Origin of the sequence: Oligella sp. HMSC05A10, assembly GCF_001808335.1 — a bacterium.
GTDB lineage: Bacteria > Pseudomonadota > Gammaproteobacteria > Burkholderiales > Burkholderiaceae_B > Oligella > Oligella urethralis.
On sequence record NZ_KV792937.1, the window covers coordinates 110418 to 134807 of the forward strand.

20 protein-coding genes are annotated in these 24390 nt (G+C 47.2%); 12 read left to right on the forward strand and 8 right to left on the reverse strand.

All coding sequences use genetic code 11. The features are described 5' to 3' along the window. Position 1: 1 nt before the first annotated feature. On the reverse strand, positions 2-1081 hold the full coding sequence (queA, locus tag HMPREF3144_RS08345) for a tRNA preQ1(34) S-adenosylmethionine ribosyltransferase-isomerase QueA (protein WP_070469829.1): 1080 nt from the start codon (positions 1079-1081) through the stop codon (positions 2-4). Between the two features lie 204 nt (positions 1082-1285). On the opposite strand from queA, the gene upp reads away from it, so the two are divergent. From upp to HMPREF3144_RS08365, 4 genes are all read left to right on the forward strand, one after another. Further along, a complete protein-coding gene (gene upp, locus HMPREF3144_RS08350) occupies positions 1286-1921 on the forward strand; it encodes a uracil phosphoribosyltransferase (protein ID WP_018026806.1) in 636 nt (211 codons plus the stop codon). A 144-nt stretch (positions 1922-2065) separates the two neighbouring features. Beyond that, positions 2066-2569, forward strand: a complete 504-nt coding sequence (locus tag HMPREF3144_RS08355) for an ElaB/YgaM/YqjD family protein (protein ID WP_018026805.1) — start codon at positions 2066-2068, stop codon at positions 2567-2569. A 138-nt stretch (positions 2570-2707) separates the two neighbouring features. Beyond that, positions 2708-3139: a phage holin family protein gene (locus HMPREF3144_RS08360; protein ID WP_018026804.1), complete on the forward strand. Its 432-nt coding sequence runs from the start codon at positions 2708-2710 to the stop codon at positions 3137-3139. A 1-nt stretch (position 3140) separates the two neighbouring features. Further along, complete coding sequence (locus HMPREF3144_RS08365) at positions 3141-3671, forward strand: hypothetical protein (RefSeq protein WP_018026803.1); 531 nt, start codon at positions 3141-3143, stop codon at positions 3669-3671. 80 nt (positions 3672-3751) lie between these two features. On the opposite strand, the gene yegQ is transcribed toward HMPREF3144_RS08365, so the two are convergent. The 3 genes from yegQ to HMPREF3144_RS08380 all read right to left on the reverse strand — a co-directional run bounded on the left by yegQ (position 3752) and on the right by HMPREF3144_RS08380 (position 8024). Continuing rightward, positions 3752-5152, reverse strand: a complete 1401-nt coding sequence (yegQ, locus tag HMPREF3144_RS08370; protein ID WP_070477399.1) for a prephenate-dependent tRNA uridine(34) hydroxylase TrhP — start codon at positions 5150-5152, stop codon at positions 3752-3754. Between the two features lie 165 nt (positions 5153-5317). Further along, the gene (locus HMPREF3144_RS08375; protein ID WP_070477402.1) at positions 5318-6871 is read right to left on the reverse strand and encodes a UbiD family decarboxylase; all 1554 of its coding nucleotides are present in this window, start codon (positions 6869-6871) and stop codon (positions 5318-5320) included. Next, positions 6861-8024 carry a pyridoxal phosphate-dependent aminotransferase gene (locus HMPREF3144_RS08380; RefSeq protein ID WP_018026800.1) on the reverse strand — a complete coding sequence of 388 codons (1164 nt, stop codon included), beginning with the start codon at positions 8022-8024 and terminating at the stop codon, positions 6861-6863. Before HMPREF3144_RS08380 ends, HMPREF3144_RS08375 begins: the two co-directional genes overlap by 11 nt. 135 nt (positions 8025-8159) lie before the next feature. On the opposite strand from HMPREF3144_RS08380, the gene HMPREF3144_RS08385 reads away from it, so the two are divergent. From HMPREF3144_RS08385 to HMPREF3144_RS08395, 3 genes are all read left to right on the forward strand, one after another. Then, on the forward strand, positions 8160-9068 hold the full coding sequence (locus HMPREF3144_RS08385; RefSeq protein WP_070477404.1) for a hypothetical protein: 909 nt from the start codon (positions 8160-8162) through the stop codon (positions 9066-9068). A 133-nt stretch (positions 9069-9201) separates the two neighbouring features. Further along, entirely contained in the window at positions 9202-11496 is a 2295-nt protein-coding gene (locus tag HMPREF3144_RS08390; protein ID WP_018026798.1) for an NADP-dependent malic enzyme, read from the forward strand. Positions 11497-11556: 60 nt separating this feature from the next. Next, complete coding sequence (locus HMPREF3144_RS08395; RefSeq protein ID WP_070477406.1) at positions 11557-12027, forward strand: barstar family protein; 471 nt, start codon at positions 11557-11559, stop codon at positions 12025-12027. A gap of 85 nt (positions 12028-12112) precedes the next feature. Here the strand turns inward: HMPREF3144_RS08395 and HMPREF3144_RS08400 are convergent, their stop codons facing one another. Continuing rightward, positions 12113-12889 (reverse strand): 16S rRNA (uracil(1498)-N(3))-methyltransferase, encoded by a 777-nt coding sequence (locus HMPREF3144_RS08400; protein WP_070477408.1) that lies wholly within the window; start codon positions 12887-12889, stop codon positions 12113-12115. A gap of 100 nt (positions 12890-12989) precedes the next feature. Here HMPREF3144_RS08400 and tkt point away from each other — a divergent pair, with 100 nt between their 5' ends. The 3 genes from tkt (at position 12990) to HMPREF3144_RS08415 (ending at position 17396) form a co-directional block, all read left to right on the forward strand. After that, complete coding sequence (gene tkt, locus HMPREF3144_RS08405) at positions 12990-15038, forward strand: transketolase (protein WP_070469822.1); 2049 nt, start codon at positions 12990-12992, stop codon at positions 15036-15038. 11 nt (positions 15039-15049) lie between these two features. Continuing rightward, on the forward strand, positions 15050-16060 hold the full coding sequence (gene gap, locus HMPREF3144_RS08410) for a type I glyceraldehyde-3-phosphate dehydrogenase (protein WP_070477410.1): 1011 nt from the start codon (positions 15050-15052) through the stop codon (positions 16058-16060). Positions 16061-16196: 136 nt separating this feature from the next. Beyond that, entirely contained in the window at positions 16197-17396 is a 1200-nt protein-coding gene (locus HMPREF3144_RS08415) for a phosphoglycerate kinase (RefSeq protein WP_018026793.1), read from the forward strand. Positions 17397-17497: 101 nt separating this feature from the next. On the opposite strand, the gene fumC is transcribed toward HMPREF3144_RS08415, so the two are convergent. From fumC to trxB, 3 genes are all read right to left on the reverse strand, one after another. Continuing rightward, positions 17498-18886, reverse strand: a complete 1389-nt coding sequence (gene fumC / locus HMPREF3144_RS08420) for a class II fumarate hydratase (RefSeq protein ID WP_070477412.1) — start codon at positions 18884-18886, stop codon at positions 17498-17500. A gap of 396 nt (positions 18887-19282) precedes the next feature. Then, a complete protein-coding gene (locus tag HMPREF3144_RS08430) occupies positions 19283-20017 on the reverse strand; it encodes a Smr/MutS family protein (RefSeq protein ID WP_048766941.1) in 735 nt (244 codons plus the stop codon). After that, positions 20001-20969: a thioredoxin-disulfide reductase gene (trxB, locus tag HMPREF3144_RS08435; RefSeq protein WP_070477488.1), complete on the reverse strand. Its 969-nt coding sequence runs from the start codon at positions 20967-20969 to the stop codon at positions 20001-20003. The genes HMPREF3144_RS08430 and trxB overlap by 17 nt, the downstream gene beginning before the upstream one ends. A 63-nt stretch (positions 20970-21032) precedes the next feature. Between trxB and HMPREF3144_RS08440 the strand changes: the two genes are divergently transcribed. Both HMPREF3144_RS08440 and lolA read left to right on the forward strand, forming a co-directional pair. After that, the gene (locus HMPREF3144_RS08440) at positions 21033-23522 is read left to right on the forward strand and encodes a DNA translocase FtsK (protein WP_141742760.1); all 2490 of its coding nucleotides are present in this window, start codon (positions 21033-21035) and stop codon (positions 23520-23522) included. An 87-nt stretch (positions 23523-23609) separates the two neighbouring features. Then, on the forward strand, positions 23610-24338 hold the full coding sequence (lolA, locus tag HMPREF3144_RS08445) for an outer membrane lipoprotein periplasmic chaperone LolA (protein ID WP_070477416.1): 729 nt from the start codon (positions 23610-23612) through the stop codon (positions 24336-24338). Positions 24339-24390 lie beyond the last annotated feature (52 nt).

Genomic DNA, 24390 nt, shown 5'->3' on the forward strand with positions numbered 1-24390 from the left:
ATCAAAAATCAATAAACATGGCATCGCCATAACTAAAGAAGCGATAGCGCTGCTGAATGGCGTGCTGGTAGGTTTTTTTCATGCTGTCCAATCCCATCAGTGCAGCAACGAGCATTAAGAGGGTGGACTGCGGTAAATGGAAGTTAGTGATTAAGGCATCAACCACTTTAAACTGATACCCTGGGGTAATAAATAAACGGGTATCTCCTTGGTGCGCAAGCGGGCAACGCATTGCTTCTATCGTACCACCAAATTGCGCTGCCGATTCCAAAGCACGCACGCTCGTGGTTCCTACGGCAATCACCCGACCACCGGCTGCCCGCGCCGATTGAATCGCCGTCACGACCTCGGGGCCAACCTCATACCATTCGGCATGCATGATATGGTCCTTGATGGCTGTGGTTCTCACCGGTTGAAAGGTGCCGGCACCGACATGTAAGGTGACAAAGGTGGTGTTAATGCCTTTTTGTCTTAACTGCTCCAACAGCTCATTATCAAAGTGGAGACCAGCGGTTGGGGCTGCCACTGCTCCCGGGGTTTTAGCATAGACGGTCTGATAGCGTTCATCATCCTCTGCATCTGGGGTGTGCGTAATATAAGGTGGTAAAGGAGTGGCACCGAACTCCTCCAGCAATGGTAGTAATGGCTTAGAAAACACTAATTCGTAGAGCGCATCCTCACGGCCCAGGACCTGTGCGCTAAATTGATCATCCGCAAAATGCAGTGTGCTATCAAGTTTGGGCGCTTTACTGGCCTTAATATGGGCAAGGGCACGCTGATCGTCAAGTAAGCGCTCAATTAAAATCTCAATCTTGCCACCGCTGCTTTTGTGACCAAAAAGCCTCGCTTTAATTACCTTGGTGTTATTAAATACTAATAAATCATGGGGTTTCACAAAGTCAATGAGCTCGGTAAATTGATGGTCATGACAATGGCCCTGCGCATCCACGCGTAACAAGCGGCTTTTATTACGCTGCTCGGCAGGTGATTGTGCAATTAAGTCTTCAGGTAATTCGTAATCAAAATCACTCAACGTTAAGGTGTTGTCGAGTGGGGGCAGTGTTAAGGAGTTGTTATTCATATCTTTCTGAGAGCTAAAAAGCAATTATAAGGCCTAGCTGTGCTTGATAACGTTTCTACTGCGAATGTCAGCGATTTAGTGTGATTATTAACGCTCTCCGCGTAGCAAAAAAATTATCACAGAGATGAGAAAGTGTGTCTTTTTTTGATAGACTAAGCCTTAACAAAAAAATTAACACACCCCCCCCAATTTTGCGGAGATTTTATGGCTATTCATGAGGTTAAGCATCCTTTAGTGCAACACAAACTCGGTTTGATGCGCGAGATTAATTTAAGTACTAAGAGTTTTAGGGAGTTGGCAGGCGAGGTAACCACTTTGTTAACCTATGAGGCGACTAAGGATTTTGCCTTGGAAGAGCATGAGGTGCAGGGTTGGTGTGGTCCGGTTAAGGTACAAAAGCTGAGCGGGAAAAAAGTCACGGTGGTGCCAATTTTACGTGCGGGTATTGGTATGTTAGAGGGCGTATTAACCTTAATTCCCGGTGCCAAGGTGAGTGCGGTGGGGATTGCCCGTGATGAAAAAACGTTTGAAGCAGCGACTTATTTAAAAAAATTGGTTGATGATTTAGACCAGCGTTTGGCAATTATTATTGATCCGATGTTAGCAACGGGTGGCTCCATGGTGGCGACTATCGATATGCTAAAGCAAGCCGGTTGTAGGGAAGTGCGTGCCTTGGTGCTAACGGCTGCACCCAAAGGTATTGATGCCGTGCTTTCTAAGCATCCTGATGTGCAAATTTATACCGCTGCCATTGATGAGGGCTTAGATGCGAATAACTATATTCTGCCAGGCCTGGGTGATGCTGGTGATCGTATTTTCGGGACTCGACAAAAGGATTAAACGAGCCTATACCATTGATATTCGGTTCTTGTCAGCAAATATTGCTAAGGGTAATAATTTAACTCTTTGCTTGATGATAGCAACTGTTTTGCGTTAAAACATAGTTATAGTCATTTAACATTAAACTGATTGAAGGAGAGTAAAATGGCCACTACAAATAATGCGAAAAAGAATATTGAAAATATCAAAGACACGGTTCAACAAACAGAAGAAGAATTATTAGAAAGCTTACAAGCTGCGATTAAGGATGCGGAAAAGATTCTTGGTGAAGCCAAATCTGCAAATGAAGCCAAAGCTAAGGAGCTACGCGCTAAAGCACGTGAAACACTAGAAGCAGCTTACGGTAGTTTTGAAGATGCCAAGGATAGCATTGTCGATCAAGGTAAAGAGCTGGTTGACCAGGGTAAGGACTGGGCCGAGCGCCACTATAGCAAGGGTAAACGCACTGCCGCCAGACTATATGAGCAAGGTCATGACTATGTCGACGATATGTACGACAGCGCGCTTGAGTTTAGAGATGATATGGTGGACCGTGGTCATCAATTTGCCGAAGAGGCAGATGATTATGTACACCAAAACCCTTGGACTACCATCGGTATTGCCAGTGTTGCTGCTTTATTATTAGGCGTTATTATTGGTCGTCGCTAATCTTTTTAGTTGTTATTAGCTTTTATTTTAGCAATTTAAATAGATTCCCGTAGATAGCTAAATTGGCGCTAGTGCTAAGTCTAGGTGTTTCTAGATAGCCTTAGCGCCTTTTTAGTGTTTAATAAAAGGTGAGTCATTATGTCCTTAGCTCAGGATTCAAAAGATTTAGTTAATACGATCGCCGCCACCCTAAGTAATCGAGCGGAGTTATTTGGGCTCGAGCTGGTTGAGGAGCGCAAGCGTTTTGTAAGTGCTGTGGTGTTTGGTGTGGCAGCGGCAATTTTAGGCATGTTTTTTCTCTTGGGGTTGTCCTTTTTAGCATTGATGCTGTTATGGGATAGTCCTTATCGTTATGCCGTCGTCGGTGGTGTGACAGTGCTCTATGCAGTGTTGGCCTTAGCTTGTATCGCCAAATTAAAAGCGTTATTTACGGATAGCAAACCCTTTGCGGCAAGTGTGCAAGTGCTTAAAGATGATGCGGCTAAGCTTAAGGGTGAGATGCTGACGGCACCGCCATTTAGTCCTGCGGCATCCCGCTCGGATACAAGTGCAGGGTCAAGGGAGGTTTAAGATGACGAATCAGGTAAAAAAATCTCAGCAGCCGGATAAGCGTAAAGCGCTCTTAATGGCTAAAATTTATGCCGAGCGTGAGTTGATCGGTTTACAGGGTCAGCGCTTGATCTATGATGTTAAGCCATCCACAATCAAAAACAACCTGTTTGAAGGCGCCGTCGAGCGATTTGACCAAAGCCGCAGCGCTAGCCGTTTGTTTGCTTATGTTGATCGTCATCCGGCGATTAGTTGGGCAGTGGCGCAATTATTAAGACAGGGGGTTAAGCGTACGCGCTCGTCTTTATGGCGTCCTTTAGCGTTTGGCTTGGCAGCCTGGTTTGTCAACAGTCGCAAGCGTGCTATTCGACGTGAGGCTGCGCGTAAGACACCATTGACGGGGCCACGTGTGCGGGCGCATTCGATGCCGTTGAAGGCTGAGGATGAGGCGCTTTATCTGGACGCTGCAGAACGAGCTGTCCAAGGCACTCGCCCAGACAGTCCAGCGCAAAGACAGCGTGTTAGACGCAGACTGCTGCGTCGTCGTAGCTAAACACCAAGGCTGTTAGGCATAAAAAATGGCAGTTGGAAAATTGAATCCACTGCCATTTTTTTATGATAGCGCTTAGTGCCTTAATTGCTTAGCGTCTCAACTTGGGCCTCACGTCGAGCTTCATCCGGTAGGATGCGGGCGATTAAGGCATTGTCCATGCCTTGCATATTAGGGATTTGCACAAAAATACCACTACCGGCGGCCACCTCAGTAGGCTCACCATTGCGTAGCATTTGCTCCAAACGTACCGTTTTATTGCCGCTTGGATGGATAATCTCAATTTCATCACCCACTCTGAAGTGGTTTTTGACATCAATCATGGCCCAGCCATTTTCATCAATTTCAGTGACCTGACCGACAAACTGACTGCGTTTTGAGATGGAGTGACCGCTTAGGTAGTTTTGATAATCTTGCGTTTGGTGTCGCTCTAGAAAGCCACTGGTGTAGCCGCGATTAGCCAGACCTTCGAGATCAGCTAATAAGCTGTAATCAAACGGTCTACCCGCAACTGCATCATCAATCGCACGGCGATAACTTTGTGCTGCTCTGGCGACGTAGTAAACAGACTTGGTGCGTCCCTCAATTTTCAGTGAGTCGACACCGATTTCCGCCAGTTTGGCAACTGATTCAATCGCTCGTAAATCCTTAGAGTTCATGATATAGGTGCCATGCTCGTCCTCCATAATCGGCATATAGGAGCCGGGACGATTGGTTTCTTCGATGAAATACACCTTATCAGCTAAGGGGTGACGTTGTTGGCCATTAATTCCCTCAAAGAGGCTGTCGGCCTCCTCTTTGGCGTGTTCGAAGTTAAAGCCTTGTAATAGGGCGGGTTCAGGCGTGCCGCTATGATCCTCCGCTGAATCATAGACCGTGTAGTTCCAACGACAAGCATTGGTACAGGTGCCTTGGTTCGGATCACGATGGTTAAAATAACCTGACAATAAGCAGCGACCGGAGTAGGCGATACAGAGGGCGCCATGCACAAAAACCTCAAGCTCCATATCAGGTACTTCCTGGCGGATCTCAGCGATTTCCTTAATTGAAAGTTCGCGCGATAAAATAATGCGTTCAATACCGACGCTTTGCCAGAAGCGTACACCCCAGTAATTGGTGGTATTGGCTTGCACTGATAAGTGAATTGGCATGTCCGGCCAACGCTCACGCACCATCATAATTAAACCAGGGTCTGCCATAATCAGCGCATCAGGTCGCATCGCAATCAGCGGCTCCATATCACTTAAAAAAGTCTTTAGTTTGTTGTTGTGCGGTAAGGTGTTAACCGTCAGGTAGAACTTTTTATTGCGTTGATGGGCCTCAGTAATCGCTTGCTCTAACACAGTTAGTTTGGCGAATTCGTTATTACGCACACGCAAGGAGTAGCGCGGGCTACCGGCATAGACGGCATCTGCGCCGTAATCATAGGCAGCACGCATGCGTTCTAAGCCGCCAGCAGGTAGTAATAATTCAGGTGCTTTCATGTATATAAAAATCGTCGCTTCTTAGGTGAAGATGATGTCAGTGAATATGTATTTTGGCGCACAAAGTACTAAAGCGCTTATGCCTGAAAATCAGGAGTTAAGCGCTATATTTTAATTTATACTGCGCCGCTATGTAAGCTAAGGCTTTGTTTTTAATAAAATAAATTAAAAACCTAGCTGCTGCCACAAAGCATCGACGCGCTGCTTGACCTCGGACTTCATGGTGATGGGAATACCCCATTCTCTATCGGTTTCACCGGGCCATTTGTTGGTGGCGTCCATGCCCATTTTACCCCCAAGACCGGATACGGGGGAGGCAAAGTCCAGATAATCAATAGGGGTATTTTCTACTAACAGCGTATCACGGGCTGGATCCATGCGTGTGGTCATGGCCCAGATGACCTCTTTCCAGTCACGGGTATTGACATCTTCATCCACTACCACGATAAATTTCGTGTACATAAATTGACGCAAAATACTCCACACACCAAACATCACGCGCTTGGCATGACCAGCATATTGCTTGCGGATGGACACCACTGCCATGCGATAACTACAACCCTCGGGTGGTAGATAGAAATCCACGATCTCGGGTAATTGCTTACGTAGCAGCGGCACAAATACCTCATTGAGTGCTACGCCTAAAACGGCTGGTTCATCAGGTGGTTTGCCTGTGTAGGTGCTGTGGTAAATGGGGTTTTTGCGCATGGTAATGCGCTCCACGGTAAACACTGGGAACCAGTCCTGCTCATTATAGTAGCCGGTATGATCGCCATAAGGTCCCTCTAAGGCCAGCTCATAATTGGCTAAAAAGCCCCCCGGCATAGGCGGCATTTCCTCACTTAGATGTGGGGCAATGGCAGCGGGATGGTTGCTTGGCAATATATGGCCTTCAAGTACAATTTCGGCACTAGCGGGCACCTGTAGCTCATTGCCGATCGACTTAACTAACTCGGTGCGTGAGCCTCTGAGTAGGCCAGCAAATTGATATTCTGATAAGCTGTCTGGTACGGGTGTCACTGCGCCCAAGATGGTGGCTGGATCCGCTCCTAGGGCAACGCTGATTGGAAAGGGCTTGCCAGGATTGGCAAGCGCATGATCACGAAAGTCCAAGGCACCGCCGCGATGCGACAACCAACGCATAATCAGCTTATTAGGTCCTAGTAATTGCTGTCGATAAATACCGAGATTTTGACGCTTTGCATGAGGCCCCTTGGTAATCACTAAACCCCATGTGATTAAGGGTGCGACATCACCAGGCCAGCAGGTCTGAATCGGCAGCTGGTTTAAATCCACGGCATCGCCCTCTAGTACAATCTCCTGACAAGGTGCAGAGCGTTGAACCCTAGGTGCCATATCCCACAGCGCCGACTTTAGCATGGAGACCTTTGAAAATGCGTCCTTAAGGCCGCGTGGTGGTTGCGGTTCACGCAATTCAGCTAGCAACTCACCGACTTCTGTTAAGGCTGAAATATCTTCGGCCCCCATTCCCCACGCAACGCGTTCAGGGGTGCCGAACAGATTGGTCAAGACCGGCATGGAGGCTTTTTGTCCCTGGTGCTGGGCGTAATTAAATAGCAGGGCAGGACCCTCAGCACGCAACACACGGTCACTGATCTCAGTCATTTCCAAGTCGGTGGAAATGGCAATATCGATAGCTTTTAATTGTCCGCGTTGCTTTAATTGTTGGAGAAAATCTCTGAGATCCTTATATTTCACCTAAAAAATCCTCTAATCGTTGTACTGCGATTTTTAATTGCTCAATGCCGGTGGCATAAGAAAGACGGAGCATTTTCTTCGCATGGGCAGGACCAAAATCTAGTCCTGGTACCGTGGCAATACCCGCTTTTTCTAATAGTTGGTTGGCAAAATCAACGCTATTATCACTAAATTTACTAATATCGCAATAAATATAAAACGCCCCATCTGGTTTTACTGGGACCTCAATGCCTAAGCGCGCCAATTCAGGTAGTAAGTAATCACGACGCTCTTTAAAGGCGGCACGTCTTTTTTCATAAATCGCCATGGACTCTGGAGCAAAGCATGAAATAGCCGCATGTTGGGCGAGGGTAGGAGCACAAATCGTCAAACTACTGGAGATTTTTTCAAAGGCTGGCACCAAATGCTCTGGAGCAATAATCCAGCCTAGACGCCAACCGGTCATGTTAAAAAACTTGGAAAAGCTATTAATCACCACAATTTCTGGGTCGTGTGCAAGCCCTGATTTAGCCTGATGGTCATAGCTTAAACCTAAGTAAATCTCATCTAAAATCACAATACCACCGAGTGACTTCACGGTAGCGCAGATTTTAGCTAGCTCTTCTTCAGTGATGCTGGTGCCGGTCGGGTTGCTCGGCGAGGCAATTAAGACTGCACGTGTTTTAGGTCCCCAATTGGCTTTGATATTCTCAGCCGATAGCTGAAAGCGATTCTCTGGCGTGCAAGGGATGAGTTTAGTTGTGGCACCAGCAGTCAAAATAAAATTAAAATTAGCCGGATAATAGGGATCGGGCATTAAGACCTCATCCCCTGGATTTAATAGGGTCTGAGCCGCCAGTAATAAAGCCCCAGAGGCCCCGGTTGTGATAATCACTTGTTGGTGGCTAATATTGCTGCCGAATTGCTCATTATAATAATCGGCAATGCAGAGACGTAGAGGCTCCAAGCCTAGGGTTGCGCTGTAGCCACTGAGACCATTTTCGGTGGCCTTGATAAGCGTCTCGCACACCAGTGGTGGTGCGGTAAAATCGGGCTCGCCGATACTTAAACTGATAATATCACGGCCGGCTTCACGTAATGCTTGTGCCTTCTTGGCAAACTCAACAGCATGGAAAGTGACCGATTCTGCAACACGATTAGCTGGTTTAAACATAGATATCAATGCCTGATATAAAAATAGCTGGACTAAGCCAATATGATTAGATAGCAAAAAGTTTTACCATTATACTTGTTCGATTGCCTGCTTTGCTATGGAGAGACACAGTTTAAAATTTGCATGTGCTAGCTTATGGATAGACGTTCTTTTTTAAAAATACACAACGCCGCTGCCGATGAGGCATGGTCTTTGTTTTGCAATCGGCTCCGACGTTTTGTGCATGGGGCATGGGAGAGTCTAGCTGAGAGTAGCGATGGTTATCCGCAGGCACGTTTGCAATTAGAGCGGACACTTGATTTTGACCATGTGCGCGCCTTGGCTGAGCAGTATGATATTGCCTTGGTGCTAGATGGCACGCTACCCTTTGATGCCTTAATTGGTCGCCCCGGCTTGTGGTTAAAGCTGCCGCAGACCATGGAGGAGCCTGATTTTTTCAGTGAAGAGGCTTGTCTTGCCCCCGCGACCACCTTGGTGGGTACATTACTTGAGCAGGGTTATGAGCAGTTCAGAGGGGTGCCGCCACTGCTTAATTTGGCGCAATGGTTTGCTGATCCTCATTATCATGATATGCGTCCTGGACTTAGTTTTTTATCTGGGGTAGAGCGTATTCAGGTGGTTTTTGCCAATGGCGATAAGGCGGTGGTGGGTGGCTTTGGAGTAAATGATACCGCACCTTTAAACATTGCCATTTTACATAAAGCCATTCCACGGTTATTTGAGATGTTGCAGCAAACTCAGATTCGGGAGGCACTTGAAGCACCGATTTGGCCTTATGCATATCGCTTCGATGCCTTACACAATAAGCATGTCGATCCGAATATCGCTCGGGTATTTTTAGGGCATCGTGGCAGTTTGTTATGGGTACAATCTTTGGTAATACGCAAAATACCTCCGCTCCAGCGCCTTTTGCGGACAGCTGCAGAGTGGCAACAGGGCTATGCTGAGGGGCTTTGCGGGGGTGAAGCGGATCTAGAAATTAAGCAATTATTCGACCCAGCGGGCATGTATCCCTACTTTGACGAGCTATTCAAGACTTTTTAATGTAATTCATTAAATAATACGTTAGTATTGAGTATAAATTAGCGAGTACGCTGAATTGCTGTCATCCCCTGTGTTGATAGCGCGTCCGCTGTCATTATTTCATCATCACTTTCAAGAATTAAGGATTTTATCAATGGACGATACGTTGCGCGAAGCCGCCTTGTTTTATCACCGACAGGGTAAGCCGGGTAAGATTTCGGTAGAACCGACTAAAAAGCTGGCTAACCAGCGGGACTTGGCCTTAGCTTATTCCCCGGGTGTGGCTGCGGCTTGTGACGAAATTGTTAAGGACGCCGCCAACGCTAGCCTGTATACAGCGCGCGGTAACCTGGTGGGCGTTATTACTAATGGTACGGCGGTCTTAGGCTTGGGCGAGATCGGTGCCTTAGCCTCTAAGCCTGTGATGGAGGGTAAGGCTGTACTATTTAAGAAGTTCGCCGGGATTGATTGCTTTGATATTGAAATTAATGAAAAGGATCCGGAGAAATTAGTTGAAATTATCGCTGGATTAGAGCCTACCTTCGGTGGCATTAACTTAGAGGATATTAAAGCGCCAGAGTGTTTTATAGTTGAGCAAAAATTACGCGAGCGCATGCGTATTCCTGTATTCCATGATGATCAGCATGGTACGGCGATTTGTGTAGCTGCCGCCTTTATTAATGGTCTTAAGGTGGTTGATAAAGCTATCGATGAGGTGAAGTTGGTGGTGTCCGGCGCCGGCGCAGCAGCCTTAGCCTGTCTGGATTTGTTAGTGGATTTAGGTGTGCCGCTTGAGAATATCTGGGTGAGCGATATTGAGGGGGTTGTTTACAAGGGTCGTACCTTGTTGATGGATGAGAAAAAGGCGCGTTACGCTCAAGAAACCTCGCTGCGTACCCTTGATCAGATTATTGATGGCGCTGATGTCTTCTTGGGTCTATCCGCAGGGGGCGTGTTAAAGCAGGATATGGTTAAAAAAATGGCTGCGCAACCCTTAATCTTAGCCTTAGCAAATCCGAATCCTGAAATTCTGCCAGAGTTAGCCAAAGAGGTGCGTCCGGATGCGGTGATTGCAACCGGTCGTTCTGATTACCCGAATCAGGTTAATAACGTACTTTGTTTCCCCTATATTTTCCGTGGTGCACTCGATGTCGGTGCTATCAGCATTACGCGTAATATGGAAATTGCTTGCGTGCATGCGATTTGTAATTTGGCTCAAGAGGAACAAAATGAGCGTGTGGCGGCAGCTTATGAGGTGACGGAGGTATCCTTTGGTCCCGAATACTTGATTCCGAAGCCCTTAGATCCGCGCTTAATTACCCGCATTGCGCCAGCCGTTGCGAAAGCCGCGATGGAAGATGGGGTGGCCACACGTCCGATTGCGGATTTTGATGAGTATATCGGTAACTTAAAAGAGTTTGTTTATCACTCAGGTGCCTTTATGCGCCCTCTATTTACGATGGCGCGTCAATTTAATATCGAACAGGATAAGAAATCTCGTATCGTCTTTACCGAGGGTGAGGATGAGCGTGTGTTACGTGCGGTGCAAGTATTGTTAGACGAAAAAATTTGCGCACCGATCTTAGTGGGTCGACCTGAGGTCTTAGCTAAGCGTATTAAGCAGTACGGATTACGCATTGATTTAGAGACGCAAGTAGAAGTGGTAAATCCTGAGATGGATGATCGCTACAAGGTGTATTGGCAGTCTTATTGGGAGATGCGTAAGCGTGCCGGTGTGAGCCAAGAGCTTGCACGTGTCGAAATGCGTCGACGCATGACCTTGATTGGTGCGATGTTGATGCACCTTGGTGAGGCTGATGGCATGATTTGTGGTACGGTCGGCACCTATACCGGTCATTTGCAGTGGATTGATCAGGTCTTAGGGATGGATGAAAATGTTAGTACCTACGGTGCGCTAAGCTTATTAATCCTACCTGAGCGAGTGATTGCCATAGCCGATACACATGTTAATCCAGATCCCACGCCTGAAGAAATTGCTGAGATCACCTTAATGGCTGCTGCCGAGTTGAGACATATTAAAATCAACCCTAAGGTAGCACTGTTATCGTCTTCAGACTATGGTACGGATTTTCCGATTTCTGGTGAAAAAATGCGTAAAGCATTAGAAATCATCCGTGAGCGTGATCCAGCGCTTGAAATTGATGGGGAAATGCACGGCGATATGGCGCTGAATGAGGCTTTACGCAAGAAGCGTATGCCGGATTCACCATTGACTGGGAGTGCTAATTTAGTGATTTGTCCTGATATGCAAAGTGGTAATATTGCGTATAACTTATTAAAGTCTTCTGTTGGCAGTAATGTATCCATCGGTCCTTTTCTTTTAGGATGTAAAAAACCGGTGCATATTTTGACTTCCAGTGCAACGGTAAGACGAATTATTAATATGACAGTCTTGGCTGTGGTTGATGCAAATACCCGTGCATCCTAGGGTCAAATTATTTTAAAATTGAAATTAGTATCTCAGTTATTGCTTGTTTGAGGAGATGGGATGGTCAAAAAAACAGCGACAAGCTTAGAGCAAGTCTTTGCAGTAGGTGGTGCGATTCCAGAGGAGCTTGCCCAGCTTGAAGCGGTCAGTGAGTTGGCTGCTTCCCAAGGTTTGACCTTTTTTAATGTTAATTGTGATAAAGCGCGTAATGTTTCAGCTGTATTACGTGCAATATCTAAGGCGGTTGATTATCCATCTTTTTTCGGTTCGGATACAGACGCCTTATTGGACTGTCTTAATGAAACTAACACGGATCAGAAAAAAGGCATGGTACTCTGGCTCCAGAGTCTGCATTCAGAGGATGATGCGTTGCGAGAGTTTGCTGGGCAGTTAGATGGCATCTTGCAGGATGTGACTAAATTTGCTGAGAGCAAGGGGCGCCGTTTTGCTTATTTTGTGGAGCATGTTGGTCCGCATGAGGCACCTGAGCCTGGTAGGGCACCCACGCGTTATGGGGAGATTGACGAGTAATTAAGTCAAGCTTGCTTTAGTTGCTGTCAGGCTTCGGGACGTTGCTTCCGAAGCCTGAATTGTAAGAGCTAGGGTGGAAGTGCAATCAGTTCCAGTCTAATAGGGCTAGGCAGGCAGAGGCCAGAGCAAGCCCGGCGGTTTCAGTTCTGAATATGCGCTCGCCCCAAATCACTTTTTGCAAGGTGGAGCGACTGCTGTGGTCTTGGCCATAGGCAGCAAAGAGGGCCAGTTCATTATCTGACCAACCACCTTCAGGCCCGATCAATAAACAAATCGAAGCCAGTGTCTCCGGCGCTAAGTGGTCTCGGTGCTGCATTAAATAATCGCTGAGTTTGCTGCCATTTTCATGATGACAGAGTAGCAGTAAATCATAGGATTGCTGCTCTAAAAACTGCTTTACTGAGCTAACATCACTCACTGCCAAGGGGAGATTGCGACCGCATTGCTCAGCTGAGCTATTGGCGATGCTTTGCCAGCGCTGTAGGCGCTTTTGTAGGCGATTGCCGCTTAGCTGTAATATCGAACGTTCTGCCTTTAGTGGATGAATCGCAAGCACTCCCAGCTCGCTATTTTTTTCTATAATCCAGTCCATTTTATCGCCGCTCGGTAGGGCCTGGGCAATGGCAAGGTGTCCACCTGGTAAACGGTTGTCTGCAGTGAAAGTGCCGATACGAGCTTTGGCTACGCCATTGTCAAAAAATAACTGTGCTGCAAACTCCCCGCCTTGACCATTAAATAAAACTATCCCATCACCATCACGTAAACGTAAGCTACGCCCTGCATGATTAGCAATCTCCTGCGGTAACACCACAGTCTCGTTAGTGGCTAAGGGGGCGGGATAGAAAAAGCGGGGTAGGGACATAAAGCTCCATGGAACAAAGGATAAATGATAGAATGTTAAACCACAATAATTTGCTTAAATTATAAGCCACTTATCACAAAATTTCTGATATAGGACGGATATGAACTCTTCCTCAGGTATTCAACCGACGGATTTAGCAAATGCGATTCGCGCCCTTTCGATGGACGCTGTTCAACAAGCCAATTCCGGGCATCCCGGCGCCCCCATGGGCATGGCTGAAATTGCTGTTGCACTTTGGACGCGTCATCTAAATCACAACCCAAATAATCCACTTTGGCCTAATCGGGATCGTTTTGTACTATCTAACGGTCACGGCTCAATGCTACTTTATTCATTGCTGCATTTGAGTGGTTATGATTTACCGATAGAAGAGATTAAAAACTTCCGTCAATTACATTCCAAAACACCTGGTCATCCAGAAAACTTTGTTACTGCTGGGGTCGAGACCACCACCGGTCCTTTGGGGCAGGGTTTAGCGAATTCGGTTGGCTTTGCCTTGGCTGAGCAACTTTTAGCCAAGGAGTTTAATCGTCCTGGTCATGAGATTGTTGATCACAATACCTATGTATTTGTGGGTGACGGTTGTTTGATGGAGGGTATCTCGCATGAGGCATGTTCATTAGCCGGTACGCTTAAGCTTAATAAGCTGATTGTACTGTACGATGATAATGGCATTTCGATTGACGGTGAGGTGCAGCCTTGGTTTAGTGATGATACCGCTAAGCGTTTTGAAAGCTACGGCTGGCAGGTGATTCCGCAGGTGGATGGGCATGATGTTGAGGCGGTGAGTGCGGCGATTGAACAAGCCAAAACCTGGGCTGCTGAAGCTGATCGTGGTCCTACCTTAATTTGCTGTCGCACTGTTATCGGTCAGGGTTCGCCTAAATTGGCTGGTACGGCCAAGGTGCATGGTGCGCCTTTGGGAGCTGATGAAATTCAAGCCACGCGTCAAGCCATTGGTTGGGATGCTGAGCCCTTTGAGATTCCGGAAGCCATTAAATCGGCATGGGATTTACGCGAACAGGGTACACAAAAAGAAGCGCTTTGGGCGGATAAATTTGCTGCCTACAGTGCCGCTCATCCTGAGTTGGCACGAGAGTTTGAGCGCCGTATGCAGGGTGATTTACCAGCCGATTTCGCAGTACGTTTTCAAGCTTTCTTAGATGAAACCGTGCAGCGAGCTGAAACCGTTGCAACACGTAAGGCCTCGCAGTTTGTGATTGAGGCCTTGCAAGCGATGCTGCCTGAGTTGATTGGTGGTTCCGCTGACTTAACTGGTTCTAATTTTACTGATTGGTCGGGTGCGGTAGCCGTCCGAGCCGGTCAGGATACGCCAGCCGGACGTCATATTAATTATGGTGTACGTGAATTTGCGATGGCAGCGATGATGAACGGTATGGCTTTACATGGTGGTTATTTGCCTTTTGGCGGCACCTTCCTGACCTTTTCCGATTATTCGCGTAATGCCATTCGTATGGCGGCCTTGATGAAGCAGCGCGTGATTCATATCTTTACCCATGACTCTATTGGTTTGGGTGAGGATGGTCCGACACACCAGTCGATTGAGCATGCAAGTAGCTTAAGACTGATTCCTAATCTAGATGTCTGGCGCCCATGCGATACGGTAGAGACCGCGGTTGCTTGGCGCTCTGCTGTTGAGCGACCAGTAACAGTAGGGGCTCAGGTTAAAGATGGCGGGCCTAGCGCTTTACTACTTTCCCGACAAAATCTGCCATTTATGCCGAGAACTGAGACTGCCTTGGCACAAATCGCCATGGGTGCTTATGTATTAAGTGATGCGGATAATGCGCAAGCGGTGATTGTAGCCACTGGTTCTGAGGTGGAAATTGCCATTAAAGCCCAACAGCAATTAGCTGCTGAGGGTATTGCTGTACGTGTGGTGTCCATGCCTTCAACCAATGTCTTTGATCGTCAGAGCAAAGCCTATCGTGAGGCAGTGTTGCCACCGGCTTTACCCACGGTGGCGGTAGAGGCGGGTAGTACCGACCTTTGGTATAAGTATGTAGGCCGTGATGGTGCGGTTGTTGGTATCGATAGTTACGGTGCATCAGCGCCGGCCGGTGAGTTATTTAATTATTTTGGCTTGACGGCTGAGAAAGTCGTTGCAGCGGTGAAGAATCTTTTATAAGGAGTCGAAAAATGACGATTCGTGTTGCTATTACAGGTTTTGGTCGTATTGGTCGTAACGTTTTACGTGCCCATTACGAAAACAATAAAAAGCATGATATCGAAATCGTGGCGATTAATATGTCCGGCGATTTTGAAACTAATGCCCATTTATTAAAATACGATACCACGCATGGTCGTTTTGATGCGGATGTACAGTTAGACGGCGATCACTTTGTGATTAATGGCGATCGTATCCGTTTGTTTGCCACCCGCGATCCTAAGGAATTGCCTTGGGGTGAATTAGATGTGGACGTGGTGTTGGAGTGTACGGGTGCTTTTACTAGTAAAGCCAAGGCGCAAGTACATTTAGAGTCTGGCGCTAAAAAGGTCATTATTTCAGCGCCTGGCGGTGATGATGTCGATGCAACGGTGGTTTACGGTGTTAACCAGGATATTTTAAAAGCTGAACACACGGTGATTTCTGCTGCTTCTTGTACAACTAACTGCTTAGCCCCGTTGGTGAAGCCTTTACATGAGGCTATTGGGGTGGAAAATGGTTTAATGACAACTATCCACGCCTATACCAATGACCAGGTGCTATTAGATGTGCGTCATAAGGACTTGCGTCGTGCGCGTTCAGCCTCAATGAATATGATTCCGACCAAAACCGGTGCTGCCAAGGCGCTAGGTTTGGTATTACCTGAGTTAAATGGTAAATTAGACGGTTATGCAGTACGGGTACCAACCATTAACGTATCGATGGTGGATTTATCCTTTATCGCTAAGCGTGAAACCACGGTTGATGAGGTTAATCGCATTCTTAAAGCAGCCTCTGAGGGTGAGTTAAAGGGTGTCTTAGGCTTTAATGATCTGCCCCTAGTTTCGACCGACTTTAATCACAGTAATGAATCCAGTATTTACGATGCCACCCTAACCAAGGTTAGCGGTCGTCTGGTCAAGGTATCTTCTTGGTACGATAACGAGTGGGGCTTCTCTCAGCGTATGCTGGACAATACAGTGGCTTTGATGAATGCTAAGTAATTAGCTGGCGACTCATTTCACAATGAAAATCAGTAATTAAGTAAAAGACAAAGGCGGCATTTCAACTACGGATTGAATGCCGCTTTGTTACTGCTAAACGCTATTTAAAATATAGCAGAGTCTTTGGGAGCTCTTCATGTTTAAAATTAAAACACTCGCTTCATTAGCTGAGCGGGGCGAATTAAAAAATAAGCGTGTCTTTATTCGCGCTGACTTAAACGTGCCTTTTAATAGTCAAGGCGAAATTACCGAGGATACACGCATCCGAGCCTCAATCCCCGGGATTAAACTGGCTTTGCAAAGTGGTGCAGCCGTGATGGTTTGCTCTCATTTAGGCCGCCCTGTCGAAGGAACAGAAGCTCGTCCTGAGGATAGTTTGGCACCTGTGGCAGCGCATATGGCTGAGCTTTTAGGTCAAGCAGTACCCTTAGTGCAGAACTGGGTTAATGGCGTTGATGTTAGTCCCGGTCAGGTGGTGGTGTTAGAAAACTGTCGTCTCAATGTTGGTGAGAAGGCTAACGCTGATGAGCTATCTCAACAAATGGCTAAGCTCTGCGATGTTTATGTAAATGACGCATTTGGTACAGCGCACCGGGCCCAAGCCTCTACCCATGGTATCGCTAAATTTGCCCCCGTTGCTTGCGCTGGTCCCTTATTAGAGGCAGAATTAGTCGCTTTAAGCGTGGCCTTAGAAAAGCCTAAACGTCCGCTTGTCGCTATTGTGGGTGGTTCTAAGGTGTCCACTAAATTGTCGATTCTAGAAAGCTTAGCTGATAAAGTCGATCAGCTGATTGTGGGCGGTGGTATTGCCAATACCTTTATGTTGGCTGAGGGTCTGAATATCGGAAAATCCTTAGCTGAGCCTGAACAGTTAGGACAAAGTGAGGCGGTGATTAAGAAAATCCTTAGCCGCAACGCACACCTGCCCATTCCCGAAGATGTGGTGGTGGGCAAAGCCTTTGCCGCCGATACGCCTGCTGAGACAAAGTCTGCTACCGAAGTGGCTGAAGACGATATGATTTTTGATATTGGTCCTAAAACTGCGGCTAGCTTAGCTGGTATGTTAAGCAAAGCTGGCACCATTGTTTGGAATGGTCCGGTCGGTGTGTTTGAATTTGATGCCTTTGCTGGTGGTACGGAAGTGATTGCAAAAGCCATTGCTGAGAGTGAGGCCTTTTCTATTGCAGGGGGCGGTGACACCCTAGCCGCAATAGCTAAATTCGGTATCGCTGATAAGGTGAGTTATATCTCCACGGGTGGTGGTGCCTTCTTGGAGTTTTTGGAAGGTAAGAAGTTACCCGCTTTAGAAATTTTAGAGCAACGCTACGAAAGCTAAGTCATGTAAGTTTTTGCGCCGTGCTAGCAACGTGTGGCTAAACTAAACTAGCCTGATGGTATGATGCTTTACATACCATCAGGCTTTTTTGATAAAGCGCGTTAGTTATTATGCGTCATATCAAGTGGCACAATATATTTATCAAAGTCTTCAGCGCTTAAATAGCCAAGTGCGAGTGCCGACTCGCGTAGACTCAGCTTTTTATGATGCGCTTTTTTGGCGATTTCAGCCGCTTTATCATAACCAATATGCTTATTTAAGGCCGTGACAAGCATCAGATTTTTCTCTAGATTCTGCTTGATTTTTTCAAGTTCGGGCTCAATACCGACAGCGCAATGATCATTAAAGGCCAATGCCGCATCCGCTAGGAGCTGAATGCTTTCAAGTACATTATGAACCATCACGGGCTTATACACATTTAACTGGAAATTGCCTTGACTATTGGCAAAGGCGACAGCGGCGTCATTACCAAAGACCTGCACGCACACCATGGTCAGCGCTTCCGCCTGCGTGGGATTCACTTTACCTGGCATAATAGATGAGCCCGGTTCATTTTCGGGAATCGTAATTTCACCGATACCGCAGCGAGGGCCACTCGCTAGCCAACGCACATCATTCGCCATTTTCATCAGAGCCATGGCCAGTGTGCGTAAGGCGGCTGAGGTTGCGCTTAGGGCATCATGTGCGGAAAGGGCAAAGAATTTATTTTTCGCACTACGGAAAGGGTAGCCAGTCGCTTTAGCAATATTCGCTGCGCATAGTTCACCAAATTGCGGGTGTGCATTGAGGCCTGTACCGACGGCCGTGCCGCCAATGGCTAAATCGTATAAGCCTTGCATATTGAGCTCAATAGACTCCATGCCGTAGTCAATTTGTGCGACCCAGCTGGAAATCTCCTGACCTAAGGTAATCGGTGTGGCGTCTTGTAAATGTGTGCGACCGGTTTTGACAATCTCTTTGTAAGCCTCGGCTTTAGCGGCGAGGGTATCACGCAAAACCTTAATGGCTGGGAAAAGTGTTTCCTTCAGCTCCAAAACGGTGGCAATATACATGGCGGTGGGGAAAGTGTCATTTGAAGACTGACCGCGGTTTACGTGATCATTAGGGTGAACCGGTATTTTGGAGCCCATGCTGCCGCCAGCTAGTTCAATCGCACGATTAGAGATGACCTCATTGGAATTCATATTGGACTGGGTGCCGGATCCGGTTTGAAACACAACGAGCGGGAAGTGTGCATCTAATTTACCCTCAATCACCTCATCGGCGGCTTGGATAATGAGCTTAGCCACCTCAGCCCCAATCTCGCCTAATTCGTCATTGGCCTCTGCAGCGGATTTTTTTAGAATGCCTAAGGCGCGGATCATGCTGCGACCCCATTTAAAGCGCGCTACACCAATCGGGAAGTTTTGAATGGAGCGCTGTGTCTGGGCGCCCCAATACTTATCCTCAGGCACCTCAATCGTGCCCATTGAATCGCTTTCAATTCTCATACGCTATCTCCCTACATTCAAGGTTTAAGAAAAATTATCAATCCTACTAGTGTACACTGCTAATAGAGAATAGTAATCACTATCAATTAAATTAACAAAAGCTATGTCAGCATTAGGGGATAGAAACTAGTGATATCCCTAAATGAAATGTAATAAAAAATAACGTATAGTAATCACATGCAGGTGAGGAGACGCGCTCTGCATGAGCAGAAATCCCAATCGAAGTATTTTGGGTCTGTGCTACTAGATATTAATGACACGAAGTACGAGACAGCTTCAATACAGCAAGTAGCACGGTACAATAAAAACAGCGCAAAGGGCGGATTCATTGTGAGTTCGCCCTTTTTTATTGCTTATTTTCTAGCCGCTCTGATGGCTACTAATTGTATGACAAAGCTATGGTCGGTTCTTGAGCAGCACTAACACCGCACCTGCACCGCCAATGTGTTCCGGGGCAGGGATATAGGCAGTGACTGCGGTTAAGTCGCGCAGCCAACGCCGTACCGCATCCTTGAGTACCGGTTGATTATTTTTGGAGCCGTAGCCTTGGCCATGAATGACACAAACACAGCGCACGCTATGCTCTATACAGCTCTGCATAAAGCGGTCAAAGCGTTCGGCCGCCTCATCGAGATTGGCACCGTGCAGGTCAAGCGTAGCTTCCACCGGCCATTGAACACGTTGCAGCTTTTTAATCACATCGGCGCCATCGGCATGACGTAAAAAAATCCCTTCATCCTGTTGCGCCACCTGTTTGACAAAGCGTGCCACCTCACCGCTGGCAGCGGCTTGTGCATGTGCGGGCAGGTGTGACGCAGCCGCTGTTGATCTACGCTCGGGTGCGATGATTTCCTTGCCTTCGGCTTGCGCACGTTTTTGATTAAAAAGCGCTCGTTCTCGCGTGCTGCTGATAGGTGGCTGCGCCTCAATGCGATTGCTTGCTTCCAGTCGCTTGGTGCCGCGAATGGAAGCAAGAAAAAGCTTGCGATCCTCATCTGTCACCGCCATTGTCAATCGCTGCTGTTTTTTTTCGGCGGCTGCGACGGCTTTTTGTTGGGCGATGCGCTCCTTGCTCAGTTGCTTACTAAGCTTTTTTAAGTCCTGTAATGAGCCTTTAAGATTTGTTTTCACCTTGTGTATCCAACCAACGCTGTGCATCCAGGGCTGCCATGCAGCCAGTAGCGGCACTTGTGATAGCTTGTCTGTAGATATTATCCGCCACATCCCCAGCAGCAAAAACACCTGGCACTGAGGTCATGGTAAGTAGCTGTGGATTGGTTTTATTAATAATAAAACCGCCGTCCATCGCTAATTGTCCTTCAAAAATATCGGTATTGGGATGATGGCCAATCGAAATAAAAACACCGCTCACGGACAGTTCCTGAGTCTCGCCGCTTTGGGTATTTTTTAAGCGGACACCTGTCACGCCGTCGTTTTTATTACCCAGAACCTTGTCAAGGGTATGGAACAGGGCTAATTTAATATTGCCGTTTTCCACTTTATCCATTAACTTATCTACCAAAATAGCTTCGGCACGGAACTGGTCACGACGATGCACGAGTGTGACATTAGCGCAGATATTGGATAGATAAAGTGCTTCTTCAACGGCTGTATTACCACCGCCTACCACAATCACATCCTGATCGCGATAGAAGAAACCATCGCAGGTAGCGCATGCGGATACACCTTGACCCATATAGGCTTGCTCGCTCTCAAGACCAAGGTATTTAGCAGATGCACCGGTGGCAACAATTAGACTATCACAGCTATACTCGTTGCCCATGTTAGAGTACAGTTTAAATGGACGATTGGCTAGCTCAACCCGATCAATCTGGTCAAACACGATCTGGGTATTAAAGCGCTCGGCGTGCTTAAGAAAGCGGCTCATTAACTCAGGGCCGGTCACGCCATCCCAATCGGCTGGCCAGTTGTCCACATCGGTGGTGGTCATTAACTGACCGCCTTGAGCATGGCCTGTAATTAACAGGGGTTGCAGGTTGGCTCGGGCGGCATAAACGGCGGCTGTATAGCCTGCCGGACCAGAACCTAGGATGATTACCTTGGCATGATTATCATTTTTCATCATTAATATCACTAAACTTAATTTTTACAAAAATCATTGTAAGTCCAATTATAATATATGGCTATGGCTAAAACTTCTAAAACCCCTTACATTGGTCGCGGTAAGCGTAATATCCGCCTGCGATCGCCTGAGCAAGTATTGATGAACTCACGCTTTATGATGATGTTGCGTGAGGCGCGTTGGGTACTGTATTTGATTGCTGCGGTATCCTTGGCAGTGATGTTATTTACTTGGCATGCCACCGACCCGGGCTGGGTCAGTACCTCTGGCAGTGATGAGATTCAAAATGCTTTCGGTGCCTTTGGTGCTTATTTTTCAAGTATTTTATTGTACTTATTAGGCTTTTCTGCCTGGTGGCTAGTCGTGCTGTGCCTCCAGCGCTTATTTGTGGGCTACAAAACCTTGATGAGCCGTTACGCTAATCTAGATCCAGAGCAGGTTTTGCCAAGCTTAAAATGGCATGTACCGATTGGTTTTATTATGCTGATATTAGGCTCTATCGGTTTAGAAAGCACTCAGTTGCAAAGTGTTGGTGAGCAGCTACCGGGGCATGCTGGTGGTGTATTAGGGGCCCTATTCTCGGGGCTGTTAATTCGTAATATTGGCAGTGCGCCGGCGCTATTTGCGATGGCGGCGATGTTCTTTTTTGGTTTTAGTTGGTTTTTTAATTTTTCTTGGCTTAATCTGGCGGAGCGATTGGGTAGCACGATTGCCGGTCTATTTACTAAGTTTGATCGACTTCGTGCCGAACGCATAGACCGCCGTATTGGTGAAGCGGCCCAAGAGGAGATGGATGAGCAAATTACGGCACACAAGGAGCAGTTGCCACCAGCCGATCGCCCATTGAAAATTGAACCGCCGATCAAAGCCTTTCCGATCTCTTCTAAGGCGATTGAAGCAAAGCAGGCCAAGCTGTTTGATAATCATGCAGCCGCTGTATCGGAGCCAGAACCTACTGCAAGTGACGCTAGCGCTAGTAGAGGTATGACCGTAGCGCCAACTAAGGCGGCTAAAGCCCCTAGTAAAGCCACACCGAGTTATGCAGCTAGCGGTGATCTACCCGGCTTAGAGCTACTCGATCCAGCAACAGAGTTTGTGGAGCCGGTAGGCGAGGATACCATCGAGTATAACTCACGCTTGATTGAGAAGAAGTTGAGTGACTTTAATGTCAAGGTTGAAGTGGTTGCTGCTCAGGCAGGTCCGGTGATTACGCGCTATGAAATTGAGCCCGCTTCCGGGGTTAAGGGCGTACAAATTGTCAATTTGAGTAAGGACTTAGCACGTGCTTTGAGTATGGTGCGTTTGCGTGTGGTTGAGACTATCCCGGGTAAAAACCTGATGGGGATTGAGTTACCTAATCCGCGTCGCCAAATTGTACGACTAGCAGAGATTATCGGTTCGCAGGCCTATGAAAAAAGTAAATCACTACTGACCGTGGCCTTGGGTAAGGACATTGCTGGTAATCCCATTGTTGCAGATTTAGCTAAAATGCCGCATTTGCTGGTTGCGGGTACCACTGGCTCCGGTAAATCCGTTGGTATTAATGCAATGATCTTGTCCTTATTGTATAAAGCCGATCCCTCGGAGGTGCGCTTGATTCTAATTGACCCTAAAATGCTCGAAATGAGTGTTTATGAGGGCATTGGGCATTTATTAGCACCTGTTGTGACGGATATGCGCCAAGCAAGTAATGCGCTTAATTGGTGTGTGGGCGAGATGGAAAGGCGCTATAAGCTGATGAGTAAAATGGGTGTCCGTAATATCGCCGGCTATAACAGCAAGATTAAGGAAGCCGAGGCGCGCGGTGAAACCATTGATAATCCATTCAGCTTGACACCAGATTCACCTGAGCCTTTAAAGACGCTACCCATGATCGTGGTGATCATTGATGAGTTAGCTGATTTAATGATGGTGCAGGGTAAAAAGATTGAGGAGTTGATAGCTCGTTTAGCCCAAAAGGCGCGCGCTGCCGGTATTCACTTGATTCTGGCGACTCAGCGTCCTAGTGTGGATGTGATTACTGGTCTGATTAAGGCCAATATCCCGACGCGTATTGCATTCCAGGTGTCATCTAAGGTTGATTCACGGACCATTTTGGATCAGATGGGTGCTGAATCGCTGTTGGGGATGGGTGATATGCTTTATATGCCCCCCGGCTCTGGCCTACCACAACGAGTACACGGTGCCTTTGTGTCGGATGATGAGGTACATCGCGTGGTTGAGTACCTCAAGGAGCAAGGTGAGCCGGATTATGTAGATGGCGTGTTAGAGGGTGGCGTGGCTGGTGAGACTGGTGATGGTCTAGGTAGTGTGACGGGTTTTGCCGATAGTGAATCGGATCCGCTCTACGATCAGGCGGTCGATATTGTCTTACGTACGCGCCGCGCTTCGATTTCCTCGGTGCAACGTCAGTTACGTATTGGTTATAACCGTGCTGCCCGTTTATTGGAACAAATGGAGCAAGCGGGTATTGTGTCAGCGATGGGTGCCAATAATAGCCGTGAGATTTTAGTACCGGCTAATACGGGTGCCGATGAGGATGCTGAGGCTTAATTACGCTTAGTTACTAATACTTCCATTGCGCTGCCGCATTTCCTGTTAAAAACAAGCTTTGTTCATGCTTTCCTAAAGGGTTTTTAAATGAATAAATTACAGAAATTAAGCCTATCACTGACCCTGTTCTTAGCCTTGGGTAGTGGTACGGCAATGGCCCAGTTCACTGTGAACCCAGACACTTTTCAGGAAGGGGCCGGGCAGGCGGTGGATTTAGGTGATATCCAATTTACTAAAATCCCCGACGTCAAAAACACCACCCAAACGGATGCTAAGCAGCAACTAAGGGATTTTGTGAAAAATATCAAATCCGCCACGGGGCAATTTGCTCAACAAGGCGGTGGTACTAATGCTCAAAAAACACAGTCTGGCACCTTTAGTTTTGAGCGTCCCGGTAAGTTTGTATGGCATGTGAGCAAGCCTTATGAACAAAAGGTGATTTCCGATGGTCAGCGGGTGTATCAATATGACCCGGATTTGGCGCAAGTCACCGTACGCAATATCAAAGATTCGGTGGGTGCCTCACCAGCCTCAATTCTTTTTGGTAATAGTAACTTAGACGATAATTTTAGCGTTGAGGTGTTGCCTGAACGTGATGGTATGGTCTGGTTGAGAGCAACGCCTAAGGTAGCCGATCAGGGCATGGCTTTTATGGATATTGCTTTTGCCAATAACTTACCGGCCGAATTACGTATTCGTGATTCCTTTGGTCAAACAACGACGATCAAGCTTAGAAATTTCAAAGCCAACGCTCGCATCCCGGCGAGTGAGTTTACATTTAAAGCGCCCGCCGGTGTGGACGTGGTTAATATGTGATTGATACGAGAAGGCATTGTCTGATTTATTAAGTCAAGCATATTCTAATCTG